This window comes from Staphylococcus sp. EG-SA-17, assembly GCF_017151845.1.
Lineage (GTDB): Bacteria > Bacillota > Bacilli > Staphylococcales > Staphylococcaceae > Staphylococcus > Staphylococcus aureus.
Genome location: NZ_JACVZO010000024.1, coordinates 16,413 through 39,804, shown reverse-complemented (window position 1 = coordinate 39,804; position 23,392 = coordinate 16,413). Strand labels below are relative to the sequence as shown.

Annotated in this window: 22 protein-coding genes; 18 read left to right on the top strand and 4 right to left on the bottom strand. The window is 31.3% G+C overall.

The annotated features are described in order from the left end of the window. Positions 1 to 608 precede the first annotated feature (608 nt). The 7 genes from IDG65_RS10760 (at position 609) to IDG65_RS10730 (ending at position 6,788) form a co-directional block, all read left to right on the top strand. Positions 609 to 1,670: a PTS sugar transporter subunit IIC gene (locus tag IDG65_RS10760; protein ID WP_000063552.1), complete on the top strand. Its 1,062-nt coding sequence runs from the start codon at positions 609 to 611 to the stop codon at positions 1,668 to 1,670. A 258-nt stretch (positions 1,671 to 1,928) separates the two neighbouring features. Then, positions 1,929 to 3,386, top strand: coding sequence for an ABC transporter substrate-binding protein/permease (locus tag IDG65_RS10755; RefSeq protein WP_000649908.1), 1,458 nt, complete (start codon positions 1,929 to 1,931; stop codon positions 3,384 to 3,386). Beyond that, entirely contained in the window at positions 3,379 to 4,101 is a 723-nt protein-coding gene (locus IDG65_RS10750; protein WP_000590809.1) for an amino acid ABC transporter ATP-binding protein, read from the top strand. Before IDG65_RS10755 ends, IDG65_RS10750 begins: the two co-directional genes overlap by 8 nt. 149 nt (positions 4,102 to 4,250) lie before the next feature. Continuing rightward, entirely contained in the window at positions 4,251 to 5,378 is a 1,128-nt protein-coding gene (gene queG, locus IDG65_RS10745) for a tRNA epoxyqueuosine(34) reductase QueG (protein WP_000379980.1), read from the top strand. A 4-nt stretch (positions 5,379 to 5,382) separates the two neighbouring features. Beyond that, a complete protein-coding gene (trmL, locus tag IDG65_RS10740; protein WP_000181394.1) occupies positions 5,383 to 5,853 on the top strand; it encodes a tRNA (uridine(34)/cytosine(34)/5-carboxymethylaminomethyluridine(34)-2'-O)-methyltransferase TrmL in 471 nt (156 codons plus the stop codon). A gap of 158 nt (positions 5,854 to 6,011) precedes the next feature. Further along, entirely contained in the window at positions 6,012 to 6,611 is a 600-nt protein-coding gene (locus IDG65_RS10735; protein ID WP_001251224.1) for a 6-phosphogluconolactonase, read from the top strand. Positions 6,612 to 6,635: 24 nt separating this feature from the next. Next, a complete protein-coding gene (locus IDG65_RS10730) occupies positions 6,636 to 6,788 on the top strand; it encodes an SAS053 family DNA gyrase inhibitor (protein ID WP_000031112.1) in 153 nt (50 codons plus the stop codon). 215 nt (positions 6,789 to 7,003) lie between these two features. On the opposite strand, the gene IDG65_RS10725 is transcribed toward IDG65_RS10730, so the two are convergent. Next, a complete protein-coding gene (locus tag IDG65_RS10725) occupies positions 7,004 to 7,144 on the bottom strand; it encodes a hypothetical protein (protein WP_153172984.1) in 141 nt (46 codons plus the stop codon). 300 nt (positions 7,145 to 7,444) lie between these two features. Here IDG65_RS10725 and IDG65_RS10720 point away from each other — a divergent pair, with 300 nt between their 5' ends. Both IDG65_RS10720 and fumC read left to right on the top strand, forming a co-directional pair. Continuing rightward, complete coding sequence (locus IDG65_RS10720) at positions 7,445 to 7,840, top strand: hypothetical protein (RefSeq protein WP_000901023.1); 396 nt, start codon at positions 7,445 to 7,447, stop codon at positions 7,838 to 7,840. Positions 7,841 to 8,035: 195 nt separating this feature from the next. Continuing rightward, the gene (fumC, locus tag IDG65_RS10715; protein ID WP_000116232.1) at positions 8,036 to 9,421 is read left to right on the top strand and encodes a class II fumarate hydratase; all 1,386 of its coding nucleotides are present in this window, start codon (positions 8,036 to 8,038) and stop codon (positions 9,419 to 9,421) included. A 462-nt stretch (positions 9,422 to 9,883) separates the two neighbouring features. Here fumC and IDG65_RS10710 read toward each other — a convergent pair whose 3' ends face one another. Further along, complete coding sequence (locus tag IDG65_RS10710) at positions 9,884 to 10,705, bottom strand: RluA family pseudouridine synthase (RefSeq protein ID WP_000669382.1); 822 nt, start codon at positions 10,703 to 10,705, stop codon at positions 9,884 to 9,886. Positions 10,706 to 10,867: 162 nt separating this feature from the next. Here IDG65_RS10710 and IDG65_RS10705 point away from each other — a divergent pair, with 162 nt between their 5' ends. The 9 genes from IDG65_RS10705 to yhaM all read left to right on the top strand — a co-directional run bounded on the left by IDG65_RS10705 (position 10,868) and on the right by yhaM (position 20,993). Next, positions 10,868 to 11,980 (top strand): GAF domain-containing sensor histidine kinase, encoded by a 1,113-nt coding sequence (locus tag IDG65_RS10705; RefSeq protein ID WP_000437962.1) that lies wholly within the window; start codon positions 10,868 to 10,870, stop codon positions 11,978 to 11,980. 21 nt (positions 11,981 to 12,001) lie between these two features. Further along, a complete protein-coding gene (locus IDG65_RS10700) occupies positions 12,002 to 12,625 on the top strand; it encodes a response regulator (protein WP_001045133.1) in 624 nt (207 codons plus the stop codon). Positions 12,626 to 12,980: 355 nt separating this feature from the next. After that, on the top strand, positions 12,981 to 13,445 hold the full coding sequence (gene xdrA, locus IDG65_RS10695) for an XRE family transcriptional regulator XdrA (protein WP_000375864.1): 465 nt from the start codon (positions 12,981 to 12,983) through the stop codon (positions 13,443 to 13,445). Positions 13,446 to 13,623: 178 nt separating this feature from the next. Beyond that, complete coding sequence (locus IDG65_RS10690) at positions 13,624 to 14,748, top strand: DUF445 domain-containing protein (RefSeq protein WP_000992530.1); 1,125 nt, start codon at positions 13,624 to 13,626, stop codon at positions 14,746 to 14,748. Positions 14,749 to 14,816: 68 nt separating this feature from the next. Further along, a complete protein-coding gene (locus IDG65_RS10685) occupies positions 14,817 to 15,161 on the top strand; it encodes a YlbF/YmcA family competence regulator (RefSeq protein ID WP_000290301.1) in 345 nt (114 codons plus the stop codon). Between the two features lie 373 nt (positions 15,162 to 15,534). After that, complete coding sequence (locus IDG65_RS15150; protein ID WP_031789501.1) at positions 15,535 to 15,642, top strand: hypothetical protein; 108 nt, start codon at positions 15,535 to 15,537, stop codon at positions 15,640 to 15,642. A gap of 290 nt (positions 15,643 to 15,932) precedes the next feature. Next, on the top strand, positions 15,933 to 17,129 hold the full coding sequence (locus IDG65_RS10680; RefSeq protein ID WP_000238227.1) for a metallophosphoesterase family protein: 1,197 nt from the start codon (positions 15,933 to 15,935) through the stop codon (positions 17,127 to 17,129). Further along, positions 17,119 to 20,055 (top strand): ATP-binding protein, encoded by a 2,937-nt coding sequence (locus tag IDG65_RS10675; protein ID WP_000584642.1) that lies wholly within the window; start codon positions 17,119 to 17,121, stop codon positions 20,053 to 20,055. The genes IDG65_RS10680 and IDG65_RS10675 overlap by 11 nt, the downstream gene beginning before the upstream one ends. Next, entirely contained in the window at positions 20,052 to 20,993 is a 942-nt protein-coding gene (gene yhaM, locus IDG65_RS10670) for a 3'-5' exoribonuclease YhaM (RefSeq protein WP_001244175.1), read from the top strand. Before IDG65_RS10675 ends, yhaM begins: the two co-directional genes overlap by 4 nt. A gap of 120 nt (positions 20,994 to 21,113) precedes the next feature. On the opposite strand, the gene prsA is transcribed toward yhaM, so the two are convergent. Both prsA and IDG65_RS10660 read right to left on the bottom strand, forming a co-directional pair. After that, the gene (prsA, locus tag IDG65_RS10665) at positions 21,114 to 22,076 is read right to left on the bottom strand and encodes a peptidylprolyl isomerase PrsA (protein WP_000782119.1); all 963 of its coding nucleotides are present in this window, start codon (positions 22,074 to 22,076) and stop codon (positions 21,114 to 21,116) included. Positions 22,077 to 22,280: 204 nt separating this feature from the next. Beyond that, positions 22,281 to 22,838: a DUF3267 domain-containing protein gene (locus IDG65_RS10660; protein WP_000477959.1), complete on the bottom strand. Its 558-nt coding sequence runs from the start codon at positions 22,836 to 22,838 to the stop codon at positions 22,281 to 22,283. Positions 22,839 to 23,392 lie beyond the last annotated feature (554 nt).

Sequence of the window (23,392 nt, the reverse complement as noted above, 5' to 3'; positions counted from 1 at the left end):
TAACCCTTTAGGGTTGCTGGAATAGTAGTGCAGTTGGCTGACTTGTCAGTGCCCTTTTAGGGCTGGCCAGTAAGGAAGGCTTATAGCCGCAGAACAAACCACCCGTTCACACGGGTGGTTTTGATTTCTCTTTATACAATACAAATAAAAGTGGCTCTCAAATGGCACAGGCTTTAATAGGATCTATGTCAAATTGTACTGATGAGTTCAATATAGGAAGTTAAGCAACTATAGATTGTTTAACTTCTTTTTTTGGTATTACATTAATGATAATGACTATATTATCTGGGGTTATGTATTTGTTTAAACTTTTCTAATAAAATATTTGTAAAAGTTCTATTTTATTGTGCTTTATAGCAAGTCGATTCAATTTATCTATCTTAATGCCAATATGGATATTTTAATATTTACAATTTATTACATTATTAGTCACAGGATGTAATTAGTAATATTTTAAAATTAACATGACATTGATTAGTGAGTAGATTTTCAAATTTACTTTATTCCTTTTGTGGTTTGTTATATTTAGATTAAATTAGTCAACTAATCATTGTTAAAGTTAATTTTCTATAATATGATGAGTTTAATGTTCAAATTGGAGGTCGTTTATGAGTAACGCAAAGAATGCTGATAATAAGCAGTTTTTCAGTAAGATTTTAAATTCTATTGGTGCTGGTGTTGTTATTGCACTTGTTCCGAATGCTTTATTAGGTGAAGTATTAAAAATATTTAAAAGTGGTAATGAAATTTTAGAATTAACGTATCAGTTAGTGATACTAATTCAATCATTTATGGCATTTATTATTGGGGTTTTAGCTGCTCATCAATTTAAATTTAATGGCGCAGGTGCTGCTATAGTAGGTACATCAGCTATGATTGGTTCAGGTGCTGTTGTATATAGCAATAATAGTTTTATGTTAAAAGGTATAGGTGACATTATAAATACGAGTTTGGTTGTTATTATTGCATGTCTTATATATATGGTATTACAAAACAAACTTGGATCTTTTGAATTAATTATATTACCAGTTTTAGTACCTATCGTTAGTGGGGGTATCGGTCTAATCACATTACCTTACATTCGAAAAATTACTCAAGCAATTGGAAATGTAATTCATTCTTTTACAGACTTAAATCCGTTGTTAATGTCTATACTTATTAGTGTGGCATTTTCATTATTAATGGTAACACCAATATCGTTAGTAGCGATTGCAACTGCGATTAGTTTAAACGGACTAGGAAGTGGAGCAGCAAACCTAGGTATAGTGGCTGCCTGTGTTACTTTCTTATTTGGCTCATTGCGTGTCAATTCTATTGGTGTAAATGCAGTTTTACTCATAGGAGCTGCAAAAATGATGATCCCAGTTTACTTGAAAAATTTAATTATTTCGATACCATTGACTATAAATGGAATAATTACTGGAATCATTGCTTACGTTCTTCAGGTTAAAGGAACACCATTGTCTGCTGGATTTGGATACACAGGATTAGTTGGCCCAATAAATGCATTTAACCGAATGTCAGGTGATCCAACAATGAATATTATTTTATTAGCACTTGGTTATTTTGTCATACCATTTGTATCGGCATATATTGTTCATGAATTGTGTAAAAAATTCATTCCTATATATTCTAATGATATTTATAAATTTGAAGTTCCAAAACAATAATTTATAGCTTGATGACAAGAATAAGTTTTAATATATGATAAATATAGGCGTTACTGTCAATAAGATATTGATAGTAGCGCTTTTTTTGATTGATTTTATAATGAAAGAATTGTTCGCGTATAATAGACGATTTTTTAAGTACAGTCTTTTAAAAAGAAGCTTTTCTTTATATTGATAAAAATACATTTATAAAACACTATTGCATCAAAATGTATTAATATGTATAATTATGAATATTAATTAGGGAGGGCTGTATAAATGAAGTGTTTAATTAGGTTTATATTAGTATTAGGGTTGTTAATTAGCAGTGCTATGGTGTATATCAATCCCACAGCACATGCTGAACAAGATCAAACATGGGAGAAGATTAAAGAACGCGGTGAACTTAGAGTGGGTCTTTCTGCAGATTATGCACCAATGGAATTTGAGCATACAGTTAATGGTAAGACTGAGTATGCAGGTGTAGATATTGATTTAGCTAAAAAAATTGCGAAAGATAATAATTTAAAATTAAAAATCGTCAATATGTCATTTGATAGTTTGTTAGGAGCTCTTAAAACTGGAAAAATTGATATTATTATTTCCGGAATGACTTCAACGCCTGAACGTAAGAAGCAAGTTGATTTTTCAGATTCATATATGATGACTAAAAATATCATGCTTGTAAAGAAAGATAAAGTTAATGAATATAAAGATATCAAAGACTTTAATAATAAAAAAGTAGGGGCACAAAAGGGAACTGAACAAGAAAAAATCGCTCAAACCGAAATTGAAAATGCATCTATTACTTCATTAAGCCGTTTACCAGACGTTATATTAGCTCTGAAAAGTGGAAAGGTTGAAGGTGCTGTAGTTGAAAAACCTGTAGCAGAAGCATATTTAAAACAAAATCCTAAATTAGGAATTTCCAATGTGAAATTTAATGAAGAAGAAAAAGATACAGTGATAGCAGTGCCAAAAGATTCACCAAAATTATTGTCACAAATTAATAAAACGATTAAAGAGGTTAAAGATAAAGGATTAATCGATAAATATATGACTAATGCTGCAAATGCGATGAATGATGACAGTGGTTTTATTTCTAAGTATGGTAGTTTTTTCTTGAAAGGAATTAAGATTACAATATTAATTTCACTTATCGGTGTTGCATTAGGTTCTATTTTAGGTGCATTCGTTGCGTTAATGAAATTAAGTAAAATAAAAATTATTTCATGGATTGCTTCTATCTATATCGAAATATTAAGAGGAACACCAATGTTAGTTCAAGTATTTATCGTATTCTTTGGTATAACTGCTGCATTAGGACTAGACATTTCAGCTCTTGTTTGTGGAACAATTGCATTAGTTATTAATTCTTCAGCTTACATTGCTGAAATTATTCGTGCAGGTATAAATGCTGTTGATAAAGGCCAAATGGAAGCCGCACGTAGTCTAGGTTTGAATTATAGACAAACGATGAAAAGTGTAATTATGCCACAAGCAATTAAAAATATTTTACCAGCTTTAGGTAATGAATTTGTCACTTTAATTAAAGAATCATCTATTGTGTCAACAATTGGAGTTGGCGAAATTATGTTTAATGCACAAGTGGTTCAAGGTATTTCATTTGACCCATTCACACCATTACTAGTGGCAGCAGCATTATACTTTGTCTTAACATTTGTACTTACACGCATTATGAACATGATTGAAGGGAGATTGAATGCCAGTGATTAAAATAAACAATCTTAATAAAGTTTTTGGAGATAATGAAGTTTTAAAAGATATCAATCTTGAAATCAATCAAGGGGAAGTAGTAGCAATAATAGGTCCATCTGGTAGTGGTAAAAGTACATTGTTAAGATGTATGAATTTATTAGAAGTACCCACTAAAGGTCAAGTGATTTTTGAAGGCAATGACTTAACGGAAAAAGGGACACAAGTAGATAAACTACGACAAAAAATGGGTATGGTATTTCAAAACTTCAACCTATTTCCACATAAAAAAGTTGTCGATAATATTATTTTAGCTCCTAAATTATTAAAGAAAGATAATAACGATGAATTGCATAAGGAAGCATTGTCGTTATTAGATAAAGTGGGATTAAAAGAAAAAGCAGATGTATATCCGAATCAATTATCAGGTGGTCAAAAACAAAGGGTAGCAATTGCAAGAGCTTTAGCAATGCATCCAGATGTTATTTTATTCGATGAACCAACTTCAGCATTAGATCCTGAGGTGGTTGGTGATGTATTAAAAGTAATGAAAGACCTAGCCAAAGAAGGTATGACCATGGTGGTTGTGACACATGAAATGGGATTTGCCAAAGATGTAAGTGACAAAGTTATATTTATGGCAGATGGCGTTGTCGTAGAGTCAGGCACACCAGTCGAAATATTTGAACAACCGCAACATGAAAGAACACAAAATTTCTTAGCAAGAGTATTATAACAACCTAACGAAGCTTGAATATATGATGCGCACCACAAAGTTATATCATATATTCAAGCTTTTTATTATTAAAATCATGGAAATGAAACCTCAATATGAATAATGGTTGTGTTAAAATAACATAGTATTATTTTATGGGGGGCATACGATTGGATACAAAGCAGTTAAAGCAAGATATCATTGACTATGCATATACAATTGGTATCGACAGTATTGGATTTACTACTGCCGATCCCTTTGATGAATTGAAGCAAAAGCTAGAAGCATATCATGCAAATGGTTATGCCTCAGGATTTGAAGAATCTGATATTGCTTTACGAACGGAGCCTAAATTATCTTTACCAACAGCAAGGTCAATCATAGCAATTGCAGTTGGTTATCCTAACAAACTGAAAGGTGCACCTAAGAGTGTTAGAGGTGATCGCAGAGGCTTATTTGCTAGAGCATCGTGGGGTCAAGATTATCATACAATTATGCGTAAACGATTAGACATGTTAGCTGCATTTATTGAATCTAAAGTTCCAGATGTTGAAATCAAATCTATGGTAGATACGGGTGTATTATCAGATAGGGCAGTAGCAGAACGTGCAGGTTTAGGATTTGTTGGTCGTAATGGCTTTGTCATCAATCCTAAACTAGGAACATGGACATACCTCGGTGAAATGTTAGTCAGTATACCTTTTGAACCTGATGATCCATTATTAGATAGCTGTGGTGATTGTACAATTTGTGTTGATCGTTGTCCAACAAGTGCATTAGTTGGAAATGGCCAATTAAATAGTCAGAAATGCATTAGTTTTTTAACACAAACAAAAGGCTATATGCCTGACCAATATCGTTATAAAATTGGGAATAGATTATATGGTTGCGATACGTGTCAACAAGTTTGCCCGAAAAATAGAGGTATTAATACCGAACAAGATGACATCATTTTGGAACCAGAAATTTTAAAGCCAAGATTGGTACCTTTACTACGTATGTCTAATAAAGAATTCAAACAAACATATGGTCACCTTGCAGGTGCTTGGCGTGGTAAAAAGCCGATACAACGAAATGCTATTTTAGCATTAGCGCATTTTAATGAAGTGGATGCAATTCCAGAATTGAAAAAAGTTGCAACAACAGATGAAAGACCGATGATTCGAGCAACTGCTTATTGGGCCATTGGTCAAATTCTTGGGGAAGAAGCAAGAGATTTTATCAATGCTAATTATGATCAAGAGGATGCAGAAGTTCAGAATGAAATGATAAAAGGATTAGACACAAGGAGAGAATAGTAATATGACAAATCATATCGTTTTATATCAACCAGAAATCCCAGCTAATACTGGTAACATTGCACGTACGTGTGCAGGTACAAACACACATTTACATTTAATTAAACCTCTTGGATTTAGAACTGATGATAAAATGTTAAAAAGAGCCGGTTTAGATTATTGGGAATTTGTGAATATTACGTATCATGATAGTATTGAAGCATTTTTTGAAGCCACAAATGGCGAGTATTACTTATTAACAAAATTTGGTAAAAAGACTTATAGTGATTTTGATTTTTCAAATCATGACAAAGATTTTTACTTCATTTTTGGAAAAGAGACGACAGGATTACCAGACTGGGTGAAAGAGAAATATCAAGACACAGCATTAAGAATTCCTATGAGTGAACATATTCGTTCATTAAATTTATCAAATACTGCTGCGTTGTTAATTTATGAAGCGTTACGTCAACAAGATTTTCCGGGATTGAATTAAAATTTACTCATTTTCATTATAAAAATGATGCTTAAGTGCTATATTTAGAGTATAAGCATGTTAAAGTTAAATGGTTTGATATATTGAAAGTTAGGGTATAATAATTATTAATATCGCCGTTTTTATGTAAAATGCAAACTAAGAGGAGTGTAGAAATCATGGCAATGAACTTTAAAGTCTTTGACAATAGTCAACTTGTAGCAGAATATGCTGCTGATATTATTAGAAAGCAATTTAACAATAATCCTACTACAATTGCAGGTTTTCATTTAGATACAGATCAAGCGCCAGTTCTAGATGAATTAAAGAAAAATGTTGAAAAACATGCTGTTGATTTTAGCCAAATAAATATTTTAGATTATGACGATAAAAAATCATATTTCGAAGCGTTAGGTGTACCAGCAGGTCAAGTTTATCCAATTGCTTATGAAAAAGATGCAATCGAATTAATCGCTGATAAGATTAAAACTAAAGAAAATAAAGGGAAATTAACATTACAAGTTGTTTCTATCGATGAGCAAGGTAAGTTAAATGTTAGTATTCGTCAAGGACTAATGGAAGCAAGAGAAATTTTCTTAGTAGTGACAGGTGCTAATAAACGAGATGTAGTTGAAAAATTATATCAAGAAAATGGTAAAACAAGCTTCGAACCAGCCGATTTAAAAGCACATAGAATGGTAAATGTTATTCTTGATAAAGAAGCGGCTGCAGGTTTACCTGAAGATGTTAAAGCTTACTTTACGTCACGCTTTGCTTAATTAAAAATCTGTGAGGTATTGATTATGTCTAAAGACAAAGATCCAAAATTAAATTATCATGAAGAAGAAAACAGTATGGTAACTGATTTTGAAGATTTAAAAGAATTAAGTAAAGAAATGGAACAAATTTCCGATCAAAATGATCAAGAAAAAAATTCTGAAGAAGACAGTCAGTAAAGTATTATAATTGTGTAATATTCAGCTATTTATCATGTAAACAATGTATAGTATAGAACATATATCAAATAGGATTGATTATCTTGAATATGAAGTTAGGTAGCATTTTGTTACCTAGCTTTTTTATAATATTCATAGAAGCTGACTTTCCGCCAGCTTCTGTGTTGGGGCACCGCCAACTCGCATTGTCTGTATAAATTGGAAATCCGATTTCGCTATGTTGTGGCCCCGCCAACTTGCATGTTATTGTAAGCTGACTTTCCACCAGTTCCTGTGTTGTGGCCGTTTCCCCAACTTGCATCATCTGTAGAAATTAGAAATCCGATTTCACTATGTTGGGCCTCGCCAACTTGCATGAAATAGTAAGCTGACTTTCGGCCAGCTTCTATGTTTGTGGCCCGCAGTCAACTACTGCCAATATAACTTTGTAGAGAATAGAACATTGATTTGTGCACCAGACATAGTAATATATCAAAAGTTCAATTTTAAATATTAAAACACCATTTAAACGGAATTGATAATTAATTACTCCAGACATAATTGAAAGAAGTCATCTATCAGTAATATTTTTAACGAAATCATTAAACCGCGTTTCTTAATATGCCAAGATTATGATATGCTATTGAAGAATGAAATTAGAGGAGATTTATATATTTATGTTAGGAAAATACTGGATTCAATTATTGATAGCAACAGTTATTATAAGTTTAATATCAATTAAAGCTTTTCCATTGGCAATTGGGGCATTATATTTACCTGTTATTTTCAAAGTAATAAAATTACAACTCAATTTATCAAAAGGATTAATCGATGATGTTAATGCGCAAACATTCATTAAAAGTAATCAATCAGGTATTGTAATAAGTGTTATTTGTTGTTTATTAATAACAGGAATATTGTATTATACACTTGATGGGTTTTATGCGAGTTTAACAGGAGTTTTAGGTACGCTTGTTGCTTTAAATCCATATACGACAATTGTTAGTGCTGTATTATATATACTTACAGCTATTGCTACGGTTGAAGCTACTAAAACAAAGTATCGTAATTAAACTTAGTTCAACAATAACTAAATAATGATAGATAACACACTAATCGTATGACCGTATCACTGTAATAAAGGGTGAGTACGTGCGATTAGTGTATTTTTATTTCAAATTATGAAAACGTTTTAATCATAAATTGCTCAATTAAATTATTTAATGATATACTACAGTTAAATAAACAGTGATAAGGGGAGAAATTGAATGTCAGTAAGAATTGAACATGATACTTTTGGAGAAATAGAAGTACCTGCAGATAAATATTGGGGTGCTCAAACAGAAAGAAGTAAACGCAATTTCCCAGTTGGTAAAGAGCGTATGCCAATCGAAGTAGTTTATGGTTTTGCACAACTAAAGCGTGCAGCAGCATTAGCTAATTTTGATTTAGGAAAATTAAGCGAGGCAAAGAAAGATGCCATTGTATACGCATGTGATCAAATTTTATCAGGTGAATTAGATGAACACTTCCCACTAGTTGTATGGCAAACAGGAAGCGGTACACAAAGTAATATGAATGTGAACGAAGTAGTAAGTTATGTTGCTAATATGTATTTAAAAGATCATCAAAGTGATGAAAGTATCCACCCAAATGATGATGTAAATAAATCACAAAGTTCGAATGATACATTCCCAACTGCTATGCACGTTGCATTATATCAAGAGGTTGAAACAAAATTAGAACCTGCATTAAAACTTTTAAGAAATACTTTGAAAGAAAAAGAAGACAAATTTGATTCAATTATTAAAATTGGTCGTACACATTTACAAGATGCAACGCCGATCAAACTAGGACAAGAGATTAGTGGCTGGCGTTATATGCTTGACCGTTGCGAAATAATGTTATCTGAATCTAAGAAGCACATTTTAAATCTAGCCATTGGTGGTACGGCTGTTGGTACTGGTATTAATGCGCATCCTGAATTTGGTGATAAAGTGGCACAGTATATTTCTGAAAATACGGGTTATCCATTTGTATCTTCTGAAAATAAATTCCATGCATTAACAGCACATGATGAAGTAGTACAACTACATGGAACATTGAAGGCGCTAGCAGGAGACTTAATGAAAATTGCTAATGATGTGAGATGGTTGGCTTCAGGGCCACGAGCTGGTTTGGCAGAAATTTCTATCCCTGAAAATGAACCAGGTTCATCAATTATGCCTGGTAAAGTTAATCCTACACAATGTGAAATGTTAACAATGGTTGCAGTCCAAGTAATGGGTAATGATACAGTTGTTGGCTTCGCAAGTTCACAAGGTAACTTTGAATTGAATGTTTATAAACCAGTTATTATGCATAATACACTACAATCAATTTACCTTTTAGCTGATGGTATGGAAACATTTAATAACAATTGTGCAGTGGGCATTGAACCAATCGAAGAGAATATTGATAATTATTTAAATCAATCATTAATGTTAGTTACTGCATTAAATCCACATATTGGTTATGAAAAAGCTGCTCAAATTGCTAAGAAAGCCCATAAAGAAGGTTTAACTTTAAAAGAATCTGCAATTCAAACTGGATATGTTACAGAAGAACAATTTGAAGCATGGATTAAACCAGAAGATATGGTAGATCCTCATTAATTAAATATTAATATAAAATAAAGTTTGGGCATTACAGGTAGATGTAGTGTTCAAGCTTTATTTTTTGTCTATGTCAAATTGAACTTATAAGTCTGATTTGATATAGAGCCATGAAAAGGAAAAACTTTTCATGGAGTCCGTTTTATTATAGAACCTATTTTTTATATGATGAATTGTTGTACATGTATTGGCCAAACAACCTGTGATAAAAATCTTATGATGTCATGTATTGTCCATAGATACACGTAACGCAGTTGAAAAAGACTACAAGTCATTATCCAAGGATGTTATAAAATGAATAATTACTAAAATATCAAAATATAAAATCTTAAGCATCGTAAAAAACAAAAAAACCGAACATCTGAAAAAATTAATAATTTTCCATCTATCCGATTTAAGTTGATACTTGATTTAGTTACAATGCGGTATTGCATGTTTAAATATCATGCAAAACTAATCAAATTAGTCATCCAAAGAAACGGAAATGACTTCCTTAGTTAAGGGATGCACAAACTCTATTTTGTAACTTTCAAGTTCTAATTGTCTTAACGTTGAATCACCGTATAAAGGATCACCAATAACTGGGTGACCAATTTCAGCTAAATGCACACGAATTTGATGAGTACGTCCAGTATCCAACTTGATTTCAAGTTGGCACACAGTTTCTTTTATCATTTTTGAAGTTAAAATGTGTGTAATTGCACGCTGTCCAGTAGGAGACACACGTCGTTTATTCGAATGGAATTTATCTTTACCAATTGGCATATCAATCGTTTGTGGTTTTAAAGGTAAAAGTGCTTTAACATTTGCTTTGTATATCCGCGTAATATCATTGTCTTCTAACATGCGATCAAGAATTTTTTTCATTAAAGGATTTTTAGCAACAATTAATAATCCTACTGTTTCCTGGTCCAGTCGATGAATTGGTTCGACATAATCGCTATCAACCGTGTAAATCACATGATTCATTAAAGTATTGCTTTCTTTTAAATCATTAGGGTGGGTCTTAACACCTTTAGGTTTCATTACGATTGCCATATCATCGTCTTCGTATTTAATTTGTGCATAACGATAACTTGGAACATAATTACTTTTTTCATCGGTGGTTGGGACAAATACATCGTCGCCAGTATGCACTTTATCCATTAATCGCGCAGGTTTATCATTAATAGTAATATCTTTAGACATATTTAAATGATGTAAATCTTTTTTAGGTACCTTAAGTTGTTGGAAAATATCTCGTAAACTTAAGTCATTAAAGTTTTCTGGTATTTTAAATTTCATAAAATCCTCCTATAGTCTTTAATATCATATCACAAATCAGTTCTCCGAAATATAACTATTAAGTAATCAAGGCCATTTTATCATGTTCACGTCTAAGATTTAAAAATATAATAACTCAATGTATAATAGTTAATACACGTAAAAATGAATTGGAGCGATTTGATGGAACAAAGGACGCGACTAGCTTTATTAAAAGAGATTGCCGAATTTTTAAACGAAGAAACTGAAATGTATAGCATGACCCAAGGTGCGTTAAAATATTTAATTGAGGGCAGTAATTTCACGACAGGCTGGATATTTTTCATCAATAGCGTAGGTGAACATGAACTTGTATCACATGTGGCTTTACCACAATCTTTGACAGCAGACCACTGTCACTATATTAAAGATGGGTCTTGTTGGTGTGTGAAAGCATTTAATCAAGGTAGGCTAATGAAAGCGTCGAATATCGTCAATTGTTCTCGTATTAACTTAGCCTCTAAAGCATTTCCTAGCCAAAATGACAATATTACACATCATGCAACGGTACCACTTAAATCGGGTCAAGAACAATTCGGCATTTTAAATGTAGCGTCACCAAATACTGAAATATATAGTGATGAAGATTTAGAGTTGCTAGAGTCTGTCGCATTTCAATTAGGGTCAGCCATCAAACGTATTTATTTAACAGACCGTGAAAAAGAAGCAGCAAAAATTAATGAACGTAATCGTTTAGCTAGAGATTTACATGATTCAGTAAATCAAATGTTATTTTCTGTAAAACTAACAGCACATGCTGCGTATGGCGTGTCAAACGAATCCATCGCTAAACAAGCATTCAAGACGATTGAGGAAACGAGTCAAAATGCCGTTAATGAAATGCGTGCATTGATTTGGCAACTTAAGCCAGTTGGACTTGAGCAAGGTTTAATTCATGCTTTGACAGCATATAGTAAATTAATGCATATACAATTAAATGTAAATGTAGAAGGTTTAATCGATTTATCTAATGAAATCGAAGAAAACATATACAGAGCATTACAAGAGTGTATTAATAATGTTAAGAAACATGCTGATACGAATAAAATGGATCTTACATTAAAACAAATGAACGATATACTATATATTGACGTGATTGATTATGGTCAAGGATTTGAGATCGATAATGTTCAGATAGCTTCATCACACGGTATAAATAACATAAAACAAAGAGTTAAATTATTAAGAGGTAAAGTGACCTTTCATTCTCAGCCAACAAAGGGTACACAAATACAATTCACAATTCCTATAAAATAGCTTGATTTAAGGAGATAACCCATGAACAAAGTAATATTAGTAGATGACCATTATATTGTGCGACAAGGATTGCGATTTTTATTATCCACGATTGAAAACATAGAAGTTTTACAAGACTTTGCAGATGGAGAAACATTTTTAGAATATTTAAAAGAGCATGAGCACCCTGATATTGTGCTATTAGATTTAGTGATGCCTGGCATGAATGGTATTGAAATTACGGAATATATTAAGGCACATTATCCGGATATAAAAGTTTTGGTATTAACAAGTTATGTTGATGATGAACATGTAATTTCAGCAATCAATAAAGGTGCTGATGGTTATGAAATGAAAGACGTTGAGCCTCAGCAATTAATTGAAACTATTAGACGAGTTATGAACGGTGAAAAAATGATACATCCTAAGGCACAAGATGTATTCGAAACAGTTAGCCAAAAACCACACTACACGAATAAGTTGTCAAAGAGAGAAATTGAAGTGTTACGTGAAATGGTTAAAGGTAAAACAAATAAAGAGATTGCAGAAACTTTATTTGTATCTGAAAAAACAATTAAAACACATGTCAGTCATATATTTAGTAAATTACAAGTTAGCGATCGTACACAAGCAGCAATTTATGCAATGGAAAATAAGTTGATTTAGAATGAGCTTTTAAATATTTGTCGAAAATTAGACAATTTTTAATCTGATTTTGATGAATTTTTTATAGCGATAGGGTTTATTATACAGTTTTCTTTGTAAATTTGATATCATTATAAAAGTGTAAGTTTTATCAAATCTAGTGATTATGCATAAAATTTTACATCATTTACTTTCGCTTCATTATAAAGTAAACTTAACTCTTGTTGACTTGATCAAAATTTAATACAAATGTGAAATTGACTCTTTTCATTTTATTAAAAATATATTAAGATGTAATCTGTGTTTCAAGAAATGTGTATTATTGCAATTTCTTGTGTCCGGATAAAATTCCCCAAACAGAAAGGTAGATAACAGAATGGATAGACAGAGTTTTACAGATTTAATTCAAACAAAATTTAAAATGGTTCGTATAGAGGCTGGTTATACGCAAGATACTATGGCGCAAACAATTGGACTTTCTAAAAAGACTTTAGTACAAATCGAAAAAGAGAGAGTATTACCAAACTGGACAACTTGTATTTCAATTTGTGCATTATTCAGAGACTCTGAAGTATTAAACAGTACATTTGGCTGTGATCCATTAGAAATCGTTCAAACAATTTCAAGAAATCACTGTGCATATCCAAACCATGCACCAACAAGTGATATTTATTGGAATAACATTGAGACTCGTAATGGGTACATTTTACAAAGTAACAAAGTAAGCAATATTTATCGTGTATTAAATCCAGATAACCAACCAATTTTCGGTACTTCTAAAATGAGAGAAGCTGAAACATACTTTAACAGAAATGCTAAAGAAGAATTAGTACATATCTAGGCCTATATACTTTTAATAAATAATAAAAGCGATGTGACACACCTGTTTCGAGAGGTGAGGCATCGCTTTTTGTATGTAAACTAATAATAAATTGAGCAGAAAGTGAAATGATTAATGAATTAAAAAATAAAAATAGTGGTATAATGAATAACTATGTTGTCACAAAGGAGTCAAAATTATGAATGCACTATTTATTATCATATTTATGATTGTAGTAGGGGCGATAATTGGTGGCATTACTAATGTAATTGCAATTAGAATGCTGTTTCACCCCTTTAAACCATACTATATATTTAAATTTAGAGTCCCATTTACACCAGGTTTAATACCGAAAAGACGCGAAGAAATTGCAACTAAAATTGGTCAAGTGATTGAAGAGCATTTGCTTACAGAAACTTTAATTAATGAAAAATTAAAAAGCGAGCAATCACAGCAAGCAATAGAATCTATGATTCAACAACAGTTACAAAAGTTGACGAAAGATCAATTGTCAATAAAACAAATTACTTCTCAACTCGATATTGATTTAGAACAAGTATTACAAACTAATGGAAATCAATATATTGAATCACAATTGAATAATTATTATACAAAGCATCAAAACCAAACAATAGCATCTTTATTGCCAAATCAACTTGTAACATTTTTAGATCAGCATGTAGATAACGCAACAGACTTATTATGTGATCGTGCAAGAAATTATTTATCATCTGCAAAAGGCACACAAGATATTAACGATATGTTGGATACTTTTTTTAATGAGAAAGGTAAGTTAATTGGTATGTTGCAAATGTTTATGACAAAAGAGAGCATTGCAGATCGAATTCAACAAGAACTTATACGTTTAACATCTCACCCTAAAGCAAGAACAATTGTGACATCGTTAATTACCAATGAATATCAAACTTTTAAAGATAAACCATTGAATGAACTGTTAGATGCGGCGCAGTTTAATGAAATCGCTGAAAATCTATCAGTGTATGTAACAACATATGCTAGCAAACAAGCGAATAAGCCAGTGGTTACGTTAATGCCTCAATTCGTTGATTATTTAGAAGGTCAACTCTCTAGCAAATTAGCAAATTTAATCATTGAACAATTATCGATTCACTTATCTACAATTATGAAAAAAGTGGATTTACGAGGATTAATTGAAGAACAAATTAATACGTTTGACTTAGATTATATTGAAAAATTAATTATTGAAATTGCTAACAAAGAACTAAAGTTGATTATGTCATTAGGTTTCATTTTAGGTGGTATTATTGGATTTTTCCAAGGTTTGGTTGCAATCTTTGTCTAAAAAAGCGAGATGTGGTAAAGTAATATCGAACGTTTTAATAAACATCACAACAAAGGAGTGCTATAACCATGGCAGTAAATTTATATGATTATGCAAATCAATTAGAACAAGCTTTAAGAGAAAGCGAAGAATACAAAGCAATCAAAGAAGCATTCGCTAATGTAAAAGCTAACGAAGAATCTAAAAAGTTATTCGACGAGTTCCGTGAAACTCAAATTAACTTCCAACAAAAACAAATGCAAGGTGAAGAAATTGCTGAAGAAGATTTACAAAAAGCGCAAGAACAAGCGCAAGCAATTGAAAAAGATGAAAACATCTCTGCATTAATGAATGCTGAACAAAAAATGAGTCAAGTATTCCAAGAAATCAACCAAATTATCGTTAAACCATTAGACGAAATTTACGCTGACTAATATTAAAATAATATTTTTCAATCCTTTAAATAGAGGAATAGACTGCCGACAGAGTCCGAGACTTTGTGGGTAGTTTTTTTAGTTTTGATAACGGAAGTTAGAGGCTCTCTGTCAAATTGGGCAGATGCGTTCAGTATCGGAATTTAGGCTAGTAAACGTGTCCTAACTTCCTTTTTGCATTTTGGAGTTTAAAGTTTTCAACATAATACTATTAGTTCGGTCATGTATCGGACTGATGAAAAAGTGTTTCACTTTTAATGACTCATTAAGAACGGCCTGAAAATGTTTGACGTATTAAGTGCAATGATAGTTTTGACATTTAGCTTCTAATTGGTCATTACTGCCGAGCAGAACTAGTAGAGTAATCATGTAAATCTTTAATGTATCAGTTGGTTCACCAGCAGAGTTAACAGCTACAGAAATTGAATTTCCGACTGAAATTTTTGAAAAAAATCAACGCACGCTACAAATAAAATTTTAAACTGTTATAAATGTGTCTCAATTTCATATGTTCATCGACGATATGAAGCGTATTATGGTAAAATGAAGAAATAATAAACTTGTTAATAAATAAAACATCACGATTTGACTAAAGCACTTTATTATTGTGTAGATAATAGTTTTTTAACGAAATAAAAATGGCGACTGGTTTTAATAAATCAGCTAATGAATCACTACACCTATAAGTATGAATATAGTGATTAGAATGCTTTGTATAGTTGGATTTTGCAAAATTGATGTTAGAACCTTTAATTAAGGAGATATGGATGTATGGTTAAATTTATTCATTGTTCGGATTTACATTTAGATAGTCCTTTCAAATCTAAGAGTCATATAAGCCCTAAAATTTTTGAGGATGTTCAAAAAAGTGCTTATGAAAGTTTTAAAAATATTGTAGATATTGCATTACAACAAGATGTTGATTTTGTAATTATCGCGGGTGATTTATTTGATAGTGAAAACAGAACATTACGTGCTGAAATTTTCTTAAAACAGCAATTTGAACGTTTACAAAATGAACAAATCTTTGTTTATGTTTGTCATGGTAATCACGACCCTTTATCATCAAAGATTTCATCAAACTGGCCAGATAATGTTTCTGTATTTTCAAATAAAGTTGAGACGTATGAAGCAATTACTAAATCGGGTGAAACAATTTATATTCACGGATTTAGTTATGAAAATAGAGCAAGTTATGAGAACAAGATTGATGAATATCCATCAAGTCAAGGCCAAAAAGGCATACATATTGGTGTCTTGCATGGTACGTACAGTAAATCTTCAGTTAACGAAAGATATACCGAGTTCATTTTAGAAGATTTAAACAGTAAATTGTATCATTATTGGGCTTTAGGTCATATACATGAACGTCAACAATTAAGTGATATGCCTGTAATTAACTATTCAGGTAATATTCAAGGTAGACATTTTAATGAGCAAGGTGAAAAAGGTTGCTTATTAATCGAGGGTGACCACTTAAAATTAAAAACTAAATTTTATCCTACACAGTATATTAGATTTGAAGAAGCAACTATTGAAACGGATAAGACATCTAAGCAAGGTTTATACGAGGTCATTCAAAACTTTAAAGAACAAGTGAGAGAAGAAGGAAAAGCCTTTTATCGTTTAACGCTTGTTATTAATAGTGAGACATTAATTTCACCTCAAGATTTATTACAAGTTGAAGAAATGATTACAGATTATGAAGAAAACGAAAATCAATTTGTATATATTGATGAGTTAAAAATACAATATGCACAAAATGATGAGTCACCTTTAGTTAATGAATTTTCAGCGGAATTATTAGTCGATCAAACTGTTTTTGATAAAGCGATGTCAGATTTATATTTAAATCCAAGGGCATCTAAGTTCCTAGACGATTATGGAACATTCGACCATACAGCATTAGTTAATCGTGCTGAAGAAATATTAAAAGCTGAAATGAGAGGTGAACAAAATGATAATTAAATCACTTGAAATTTATGGTTACGGTCAATTTGTTCAACGTAAAATTGAATTTAATAAAAACTTCACTGAAATTTTTGGTGAAAATGAAGCGGGTAAATCGACGATTCAAGCATTTATCCATTCGATATTATTTGGTTTTCCAACTAAAAAGTCTAAAGAGCCAAGACTAGAACCACGTCTAGGTAACCAATACGGTGGTAAATTAGTACTTATTCTTGATGATGGCTTAGAGATTGAAGTTGAACGAATTAAAGGCAGTGCTCAAGGTGATGTGAAAGTATATTTACCTAATGGTGCTGTGCGTGATGATGCTTGGTTACAAAAGAAACTTAATTATATTTCTAAAAAGACATATCAAGGTATCTTTTCATTTGATGTACTAGGGCTTCAAGATATTCATAGAAATCTAAATGAAAAACAATTGCAAGATTATTTATTACAAGCAGGGGCTTTAGGATCAACTGAATTCACGTCAATGCGCGAAGTGATTAATCGTAAAAAAGATGAATTATATAAAAAATCAGGTAAAAATCCGATCATTAATCAACAAATTGAGCAATTAAAACAACTAGAAAGTCAAATTCGTGAAGAAGAAGCTAAGCTAGAAACATATCATCGCTTAGTAGATGATCGTGATAAATCATCACGTCGATTAGAGAATTTAAAACATAATTTAAATCAATTATCAAAAATGCATGAAGAAAAACAAAAAGAGGTTGCTTTACATGATCATTCACAAGAATGGAAGTCTCTAGAACAACAGTTAAATATTGAGCCAATCACATTCCCAGAAAAAGGTGTAGATCGTTACGAAAAAGCACGAGCGCATAAGCAATCGTTAGAAAGAGATATTGGTTTAAGAAATGAGCGTTTAGCCCAACTTAAAGAAGAAGCGACTCAATTAGAGCCAGTTAAACAATCTGATATTGACGCCTTCATTAGTTTGAATCAACAAGAAAATGAAATTAAAAATAAAGAATTTGAACTTACTGCAATCGAAAAGGATATTGCGAATAAACAACGTGATAAAGATGAATTGCAAGCAAATATTGGTTGGTCTGAAACGCATCATGACGTAGATAGCTCTGAGGCAATGAAAAGTTATGTCAGTGAGCAAATCAAGAATAAACAAGAACAAGCGGCATACATTAAACAATTAGAACGTAGTTTAGAAGAAAATAAAATCGAAGATAATGCGGTTCATAGCGAACTAGATTCTGTTGAAAAAAAAATAGTTCCTGAAGAGACTTTTGAAAAGAAAAAAGAATACTCACAACAAGTCATTGAATTAAACGAAAAAGAGAACTTGTATAGCAAATTGAAAGAACGTTTCGAAATTGAGCAACAAGAAAAACAAAAACGTCAAAAATTGTTACGAACAACGTTTATTCTTTTAACACTAGTAGGTATTGGTTTAACTGCCTTCTCATTTATTTCAAACAACATGTTGTTTGGTATTATTTTCGCAGTATTAACTTTAGTATTTGTTATCGGTATCATCATGTCTAAATCAAAAGAAGTAGATTATAGCGAGGCCATCACAGATGAAATCGAAGAAATTAAAGCACAACTAGCCATTTTAGATGAAAATTATGACTTAGATTTTGATCTTGATGAGCAATATCGCATTCGTGATCACTGGCAACAAGCTTTGAAAAATAAAGATATTTTAGAAGAGAAACGTCAGTATATTGAAGGTCGTTTAAATGATGCGAAAGGGCGTCATGATGAATTACAATCAACAGTTGAAAACGTTAAGGATGAATTATACTTATCATCTAAAATTTCAAATGATTTAATTGTTGATAGTATTTCTACAATGGCGAATATTAAAGCATTAGATCAACATATCAGTGATTTAAATCAACAACGCCAGCAATTGGTTCAAGAATTAGATACATTCTACAATCATGCTGAAGCTGTTACAAAATCACAATTTGTTTATTTCAACAAATTATCTTTATTCCACGATGTGCAACAATGGTTGAAATCAGCTGAAGACACGAATGAAAAATGGCGTATTAATGCTGAAAATACCAAACTTGTTACAAATGAATTAAATCATTTAAATGCTCAATTAGAAGAAAATAATAAAGAAATTACAGCACTATTCGATTTTATCAATGTTGGTACTGAAGAAGATTTTTACCAACATCATGAAGATTACCAAACTTACACTAGTAATTTGAGTCGTTTTAATGATTTAACTAAATATCTTGAGAACCAAAACTATTCTTATGAATTAAGTTCTAGTTTAAGTGAAAAAACAACTGCACAACTTGAAGAAGAAGATCATTTATTGGCTACTCAAGTTGACGAATATAATGAGCAATATCTTGAAATGCAAGCACAAGTCAGTGATTTAAGTGCACAAATCAATCACATGGAAACTGATACAACGCTTGCTAATTTGAGACATGAATATCACAGTCTTAAAAATCAACTTAATGATATCGCAAAAGATTGGGCAAGTTTAAGTTATTTACAAAGTTTAGTTGATGAACACATTAAACAAATTAAAGATAAACGTTTGCCTCAAGTTATTAATGAAGCGGTAGAAATATTGAAGCATTTAACAGATGGCAGATATACGATGATTAACTATAATGAAGATTCAATTACGGTTAAACATGTTAATGGTCAATTATATGATCCTGTTGAACTAAGTCAATCTACAAAAGAATTACTTTATGTAGCTTTACGTATCAGTTTAATTAAGGTACTACGACCATATTATCCGTTCCCATTAATTGTTGATGATGCATTTGTTCATTTTGATAAAAAACGTACTGAAAAAATGTTGAATTATTTACGATCATTATCAGAACACTATCAAGTACTATACTTTACATGTGTAAAAGATAATATTGTTCCATCAAAAGAAGTGATTACATTAAACAAAATAGAGGAAGGCGGGAAACGATGAGAAATATAGAGAATCTAAATCCCGGAGATTCAGTTGATCACTTTTTCTTAGTGCATAAAGCTACACAGGGTGTAACAGCACAAGGTAAAGATTATATGACATTACATTTGCAAGATAAAAGTGGTGAAATTGAAGCGAAATTTTGGACGGCTACAAAAAATGATATGGCAACAATCAAGCCTGAAGAAATTGTACATGTTAAAGGTGACATCATAAACTATCGCGGAAATAAACAGATGAAAGTCAACCAAATTAGACTAGCGACAACTGAAGATCAATTAAAAACAGAACAATTTGTAGATGGTGCACCTTTATCACCGGCAGAAATACAAGAAGAGATTTCTCATTATTTGCTAGATATTGAAAATGCTAATTTACAACGTATTACACGTCATTTATTGAAAAAATATCAAGAACGATTTTACACATATCCAGCTGCTAGTTCTCATCATCATAACTTTGCGAGTGGCTTAAGCTATCATGTATTAACGATGTTACGTATTGCAAAATCAATTTGTGACATTTATCCATTGTTAAACAAAAGTTTGTTATATAGTGGTATTATTTTGCATGATATTGGTAAAGTCAGAGAATTAAGTGGTCCTGTTGCGACGTCGTATACAGTCGAAGGTAACTTATTAGGACACATCTCGATTGCGAGTGATGAAGTAGTTGAAGCAGCTCGTGAATTGAACATTGAAGGAGAAGAAATCATGTTGTTAAGGCATATGATTTTATCTCATCATGGTAAGTTAGAGTATGGTTCGCCAAAACTGCCATACTTAAAAGAAGCAGAAATTTTATGCTATATCGATAATATCGATGCTAGAATGAATATGTTTGAAAAAGCATATAAAAAAACTGACAAGGGTCAGTTTACAGATAAAATATTTGGTCTTGAAAATCGTAGATTCTACAATCCTGAATCACTTGATTAAGAACTAAAAGATATCGGACAGATGAGTATACTGAAACATGAGCTCATCTGTCCGATTTTTAATGCGAAAAAACCGAGCGGCCGTGGTATGATTTTTGAACCACGGTCGCTCGGTTTTGTGTTATTGGCTCATGCCGGATTGTCCGCCTTGTGCGCCACCTTGTTTAAGTTTTTCAGGGTTTAAGATTTTATCTTCGACAACTGATTTAATATCACGATCTTTAAAGTCAACATCGTATTCTTTTAATAGATCTTTGTATGCATCAGTTAATAATTTTGGATTTTTTTGTACTTTCTGATCGACTAATTTTTCTTTTAGGCTTTGTTTTTCACTGTTAAAGTCTGTTGGTTTATCAGCTTTAATAATATGATATCCAAAACTTGATTTAACAACGTCTGATACTTCACCATCTTTAAGTTTAAATAGTGCTTTTTCAAAATCTTTATCAGTTTGTCCTTTAAGAACATAACCTAATTCGCCATCTTTTTTAGCTGAACCAGTATCCATTGATTCTTTTTTAGCGATTTCACCAAATTTACTTGGATCTTTTGAAACTTCTTTTTGAATTTCTTCAGCTTTTTGTTTCGCTTCTTTATCATCTAAGCCTTCTTTGTCGCTTTTCTTAGATTTAACTTTAATTAAAATGTGTGAAGCTTTCTTGCTGTCTTCTTTAATTTCAGAATCAGAGATTTTAATTTTATCTGATAGTAATTCTTTATGATAAGCAGCAGTACGTAAATTTTCTTTATATTTATCGGCTGTTAAACCTTGCTGTTGAAGGGCCTTTTCAAATTTATCTTTACCGCCGTATTGCTTTTGCATTTTTTCAATTTGCTCGTCAATTTTCTTATCGTTAACTTTATTTTTATATTTATCAGCTAAAATTTTATTTAACATTTCAGTAAACGATGCATTTGCAATTTGATCTTTACCGATTTTTTTCATTGTATCTGCAACTGTTACATCTCCAGCTTTAGAAGAAATTAATGTATTTTCTTTAGAGTCTGTGGCACTAGCGCCACAAGCGCCTAATAATAAAGCACTAGCTGTTACTGGAACGATTAATTTGTTTATCATCTTCATAGTTGAAACTCCTTTGTAAGTTAATCATCGTGAATATAACATAGTTTTATATTATCACCAATCAATAACCCATGACATCAGACTAGAGCATTAGGTTTAGGGGTAGAAATTGATGAAAATAAAAAAACAAGGTCTATATACATTTGATTTTAAGCTATTACATAGCTGAAAAACAAATAATAACACCTTGCTATAATTATTTTGTTATAAATGATATGGATTTTTAATTTTTTTCAAAATATTAATACCTGTACTATGTTCTTCTATATATTGTCCATAATTAGAAAATATAATTATTTTTAAATATAATAAATCTGTAATGGAAATACCGAAATTCAATGCCAATAAGAACATAAAATAATGTCCATATTGCGGAAATGAAATTGTTAGATAAACGAACATTGCAGATAAGATAATTAACGGCAATATTAAGTTAATGCAAAAATAAAATTTGTGTACAGGTTGATTGACGTAGGTATTATAGAATATAAGCCATTTTCTTTTAGTCAACTTATGAACTTTAAACGATTTTCTATATGGTAAGAAAAATAATAAATGTATACTTTTATGTAATGGATACGTCATAAATACAAGTAATAAAAAGATGAGAAAATGTCTATCTGATAATGGCGTATTAGATAAAAAATACATTACTTCATAACTAACTAAAAACATAATGATGGTTGCAACTGCACTCATAAATGCAATTCTAGGCAAACCAAATCGTGCATTGATATCAATTTGTCTTTTACATAGAAACATATCTTACGCCTCATCTCTTTTCAATATAAGTTAGATTATAACTAACTCAGGTTCAGTAATTCAATAGTAACATATCATGTTAGAAGAATTGTTATATATGAAGTAAGGGGCGACGTATTGTTTGATTTGAAACGCGAAAGTGGGGATTGGTAAAATTGGCTGATTGACTAGCGTAGAAGTAGAATGCAGAACAAATTTCTGCGAACACATATTCTTGCTAATAAAGCATCACTTATGAAAAAGGCGCGTGTGACATGAGTATTTGAAAACTTGAATAATATAAAAAATGGATATGGCAGGGCATATGCAAAAGCATCTTTTGACCAATTAAGTCATACAAATGCTAAAAATATAGTGATATGTAATTATAACAAACACCAGATTAATAATTTGTGCAAGTAAGGTATATGTAATGTATATATAAGGTTCGGCTCAATGAAAATATAAGTATGTTGTTTGTCGATAATGATTTAAGTAAAGCGTAATCAAAGTGCAAGGATAACACAATGAATCCTAAGCAATGTTTTCAATCAATTTATAAATATGATTTAAGC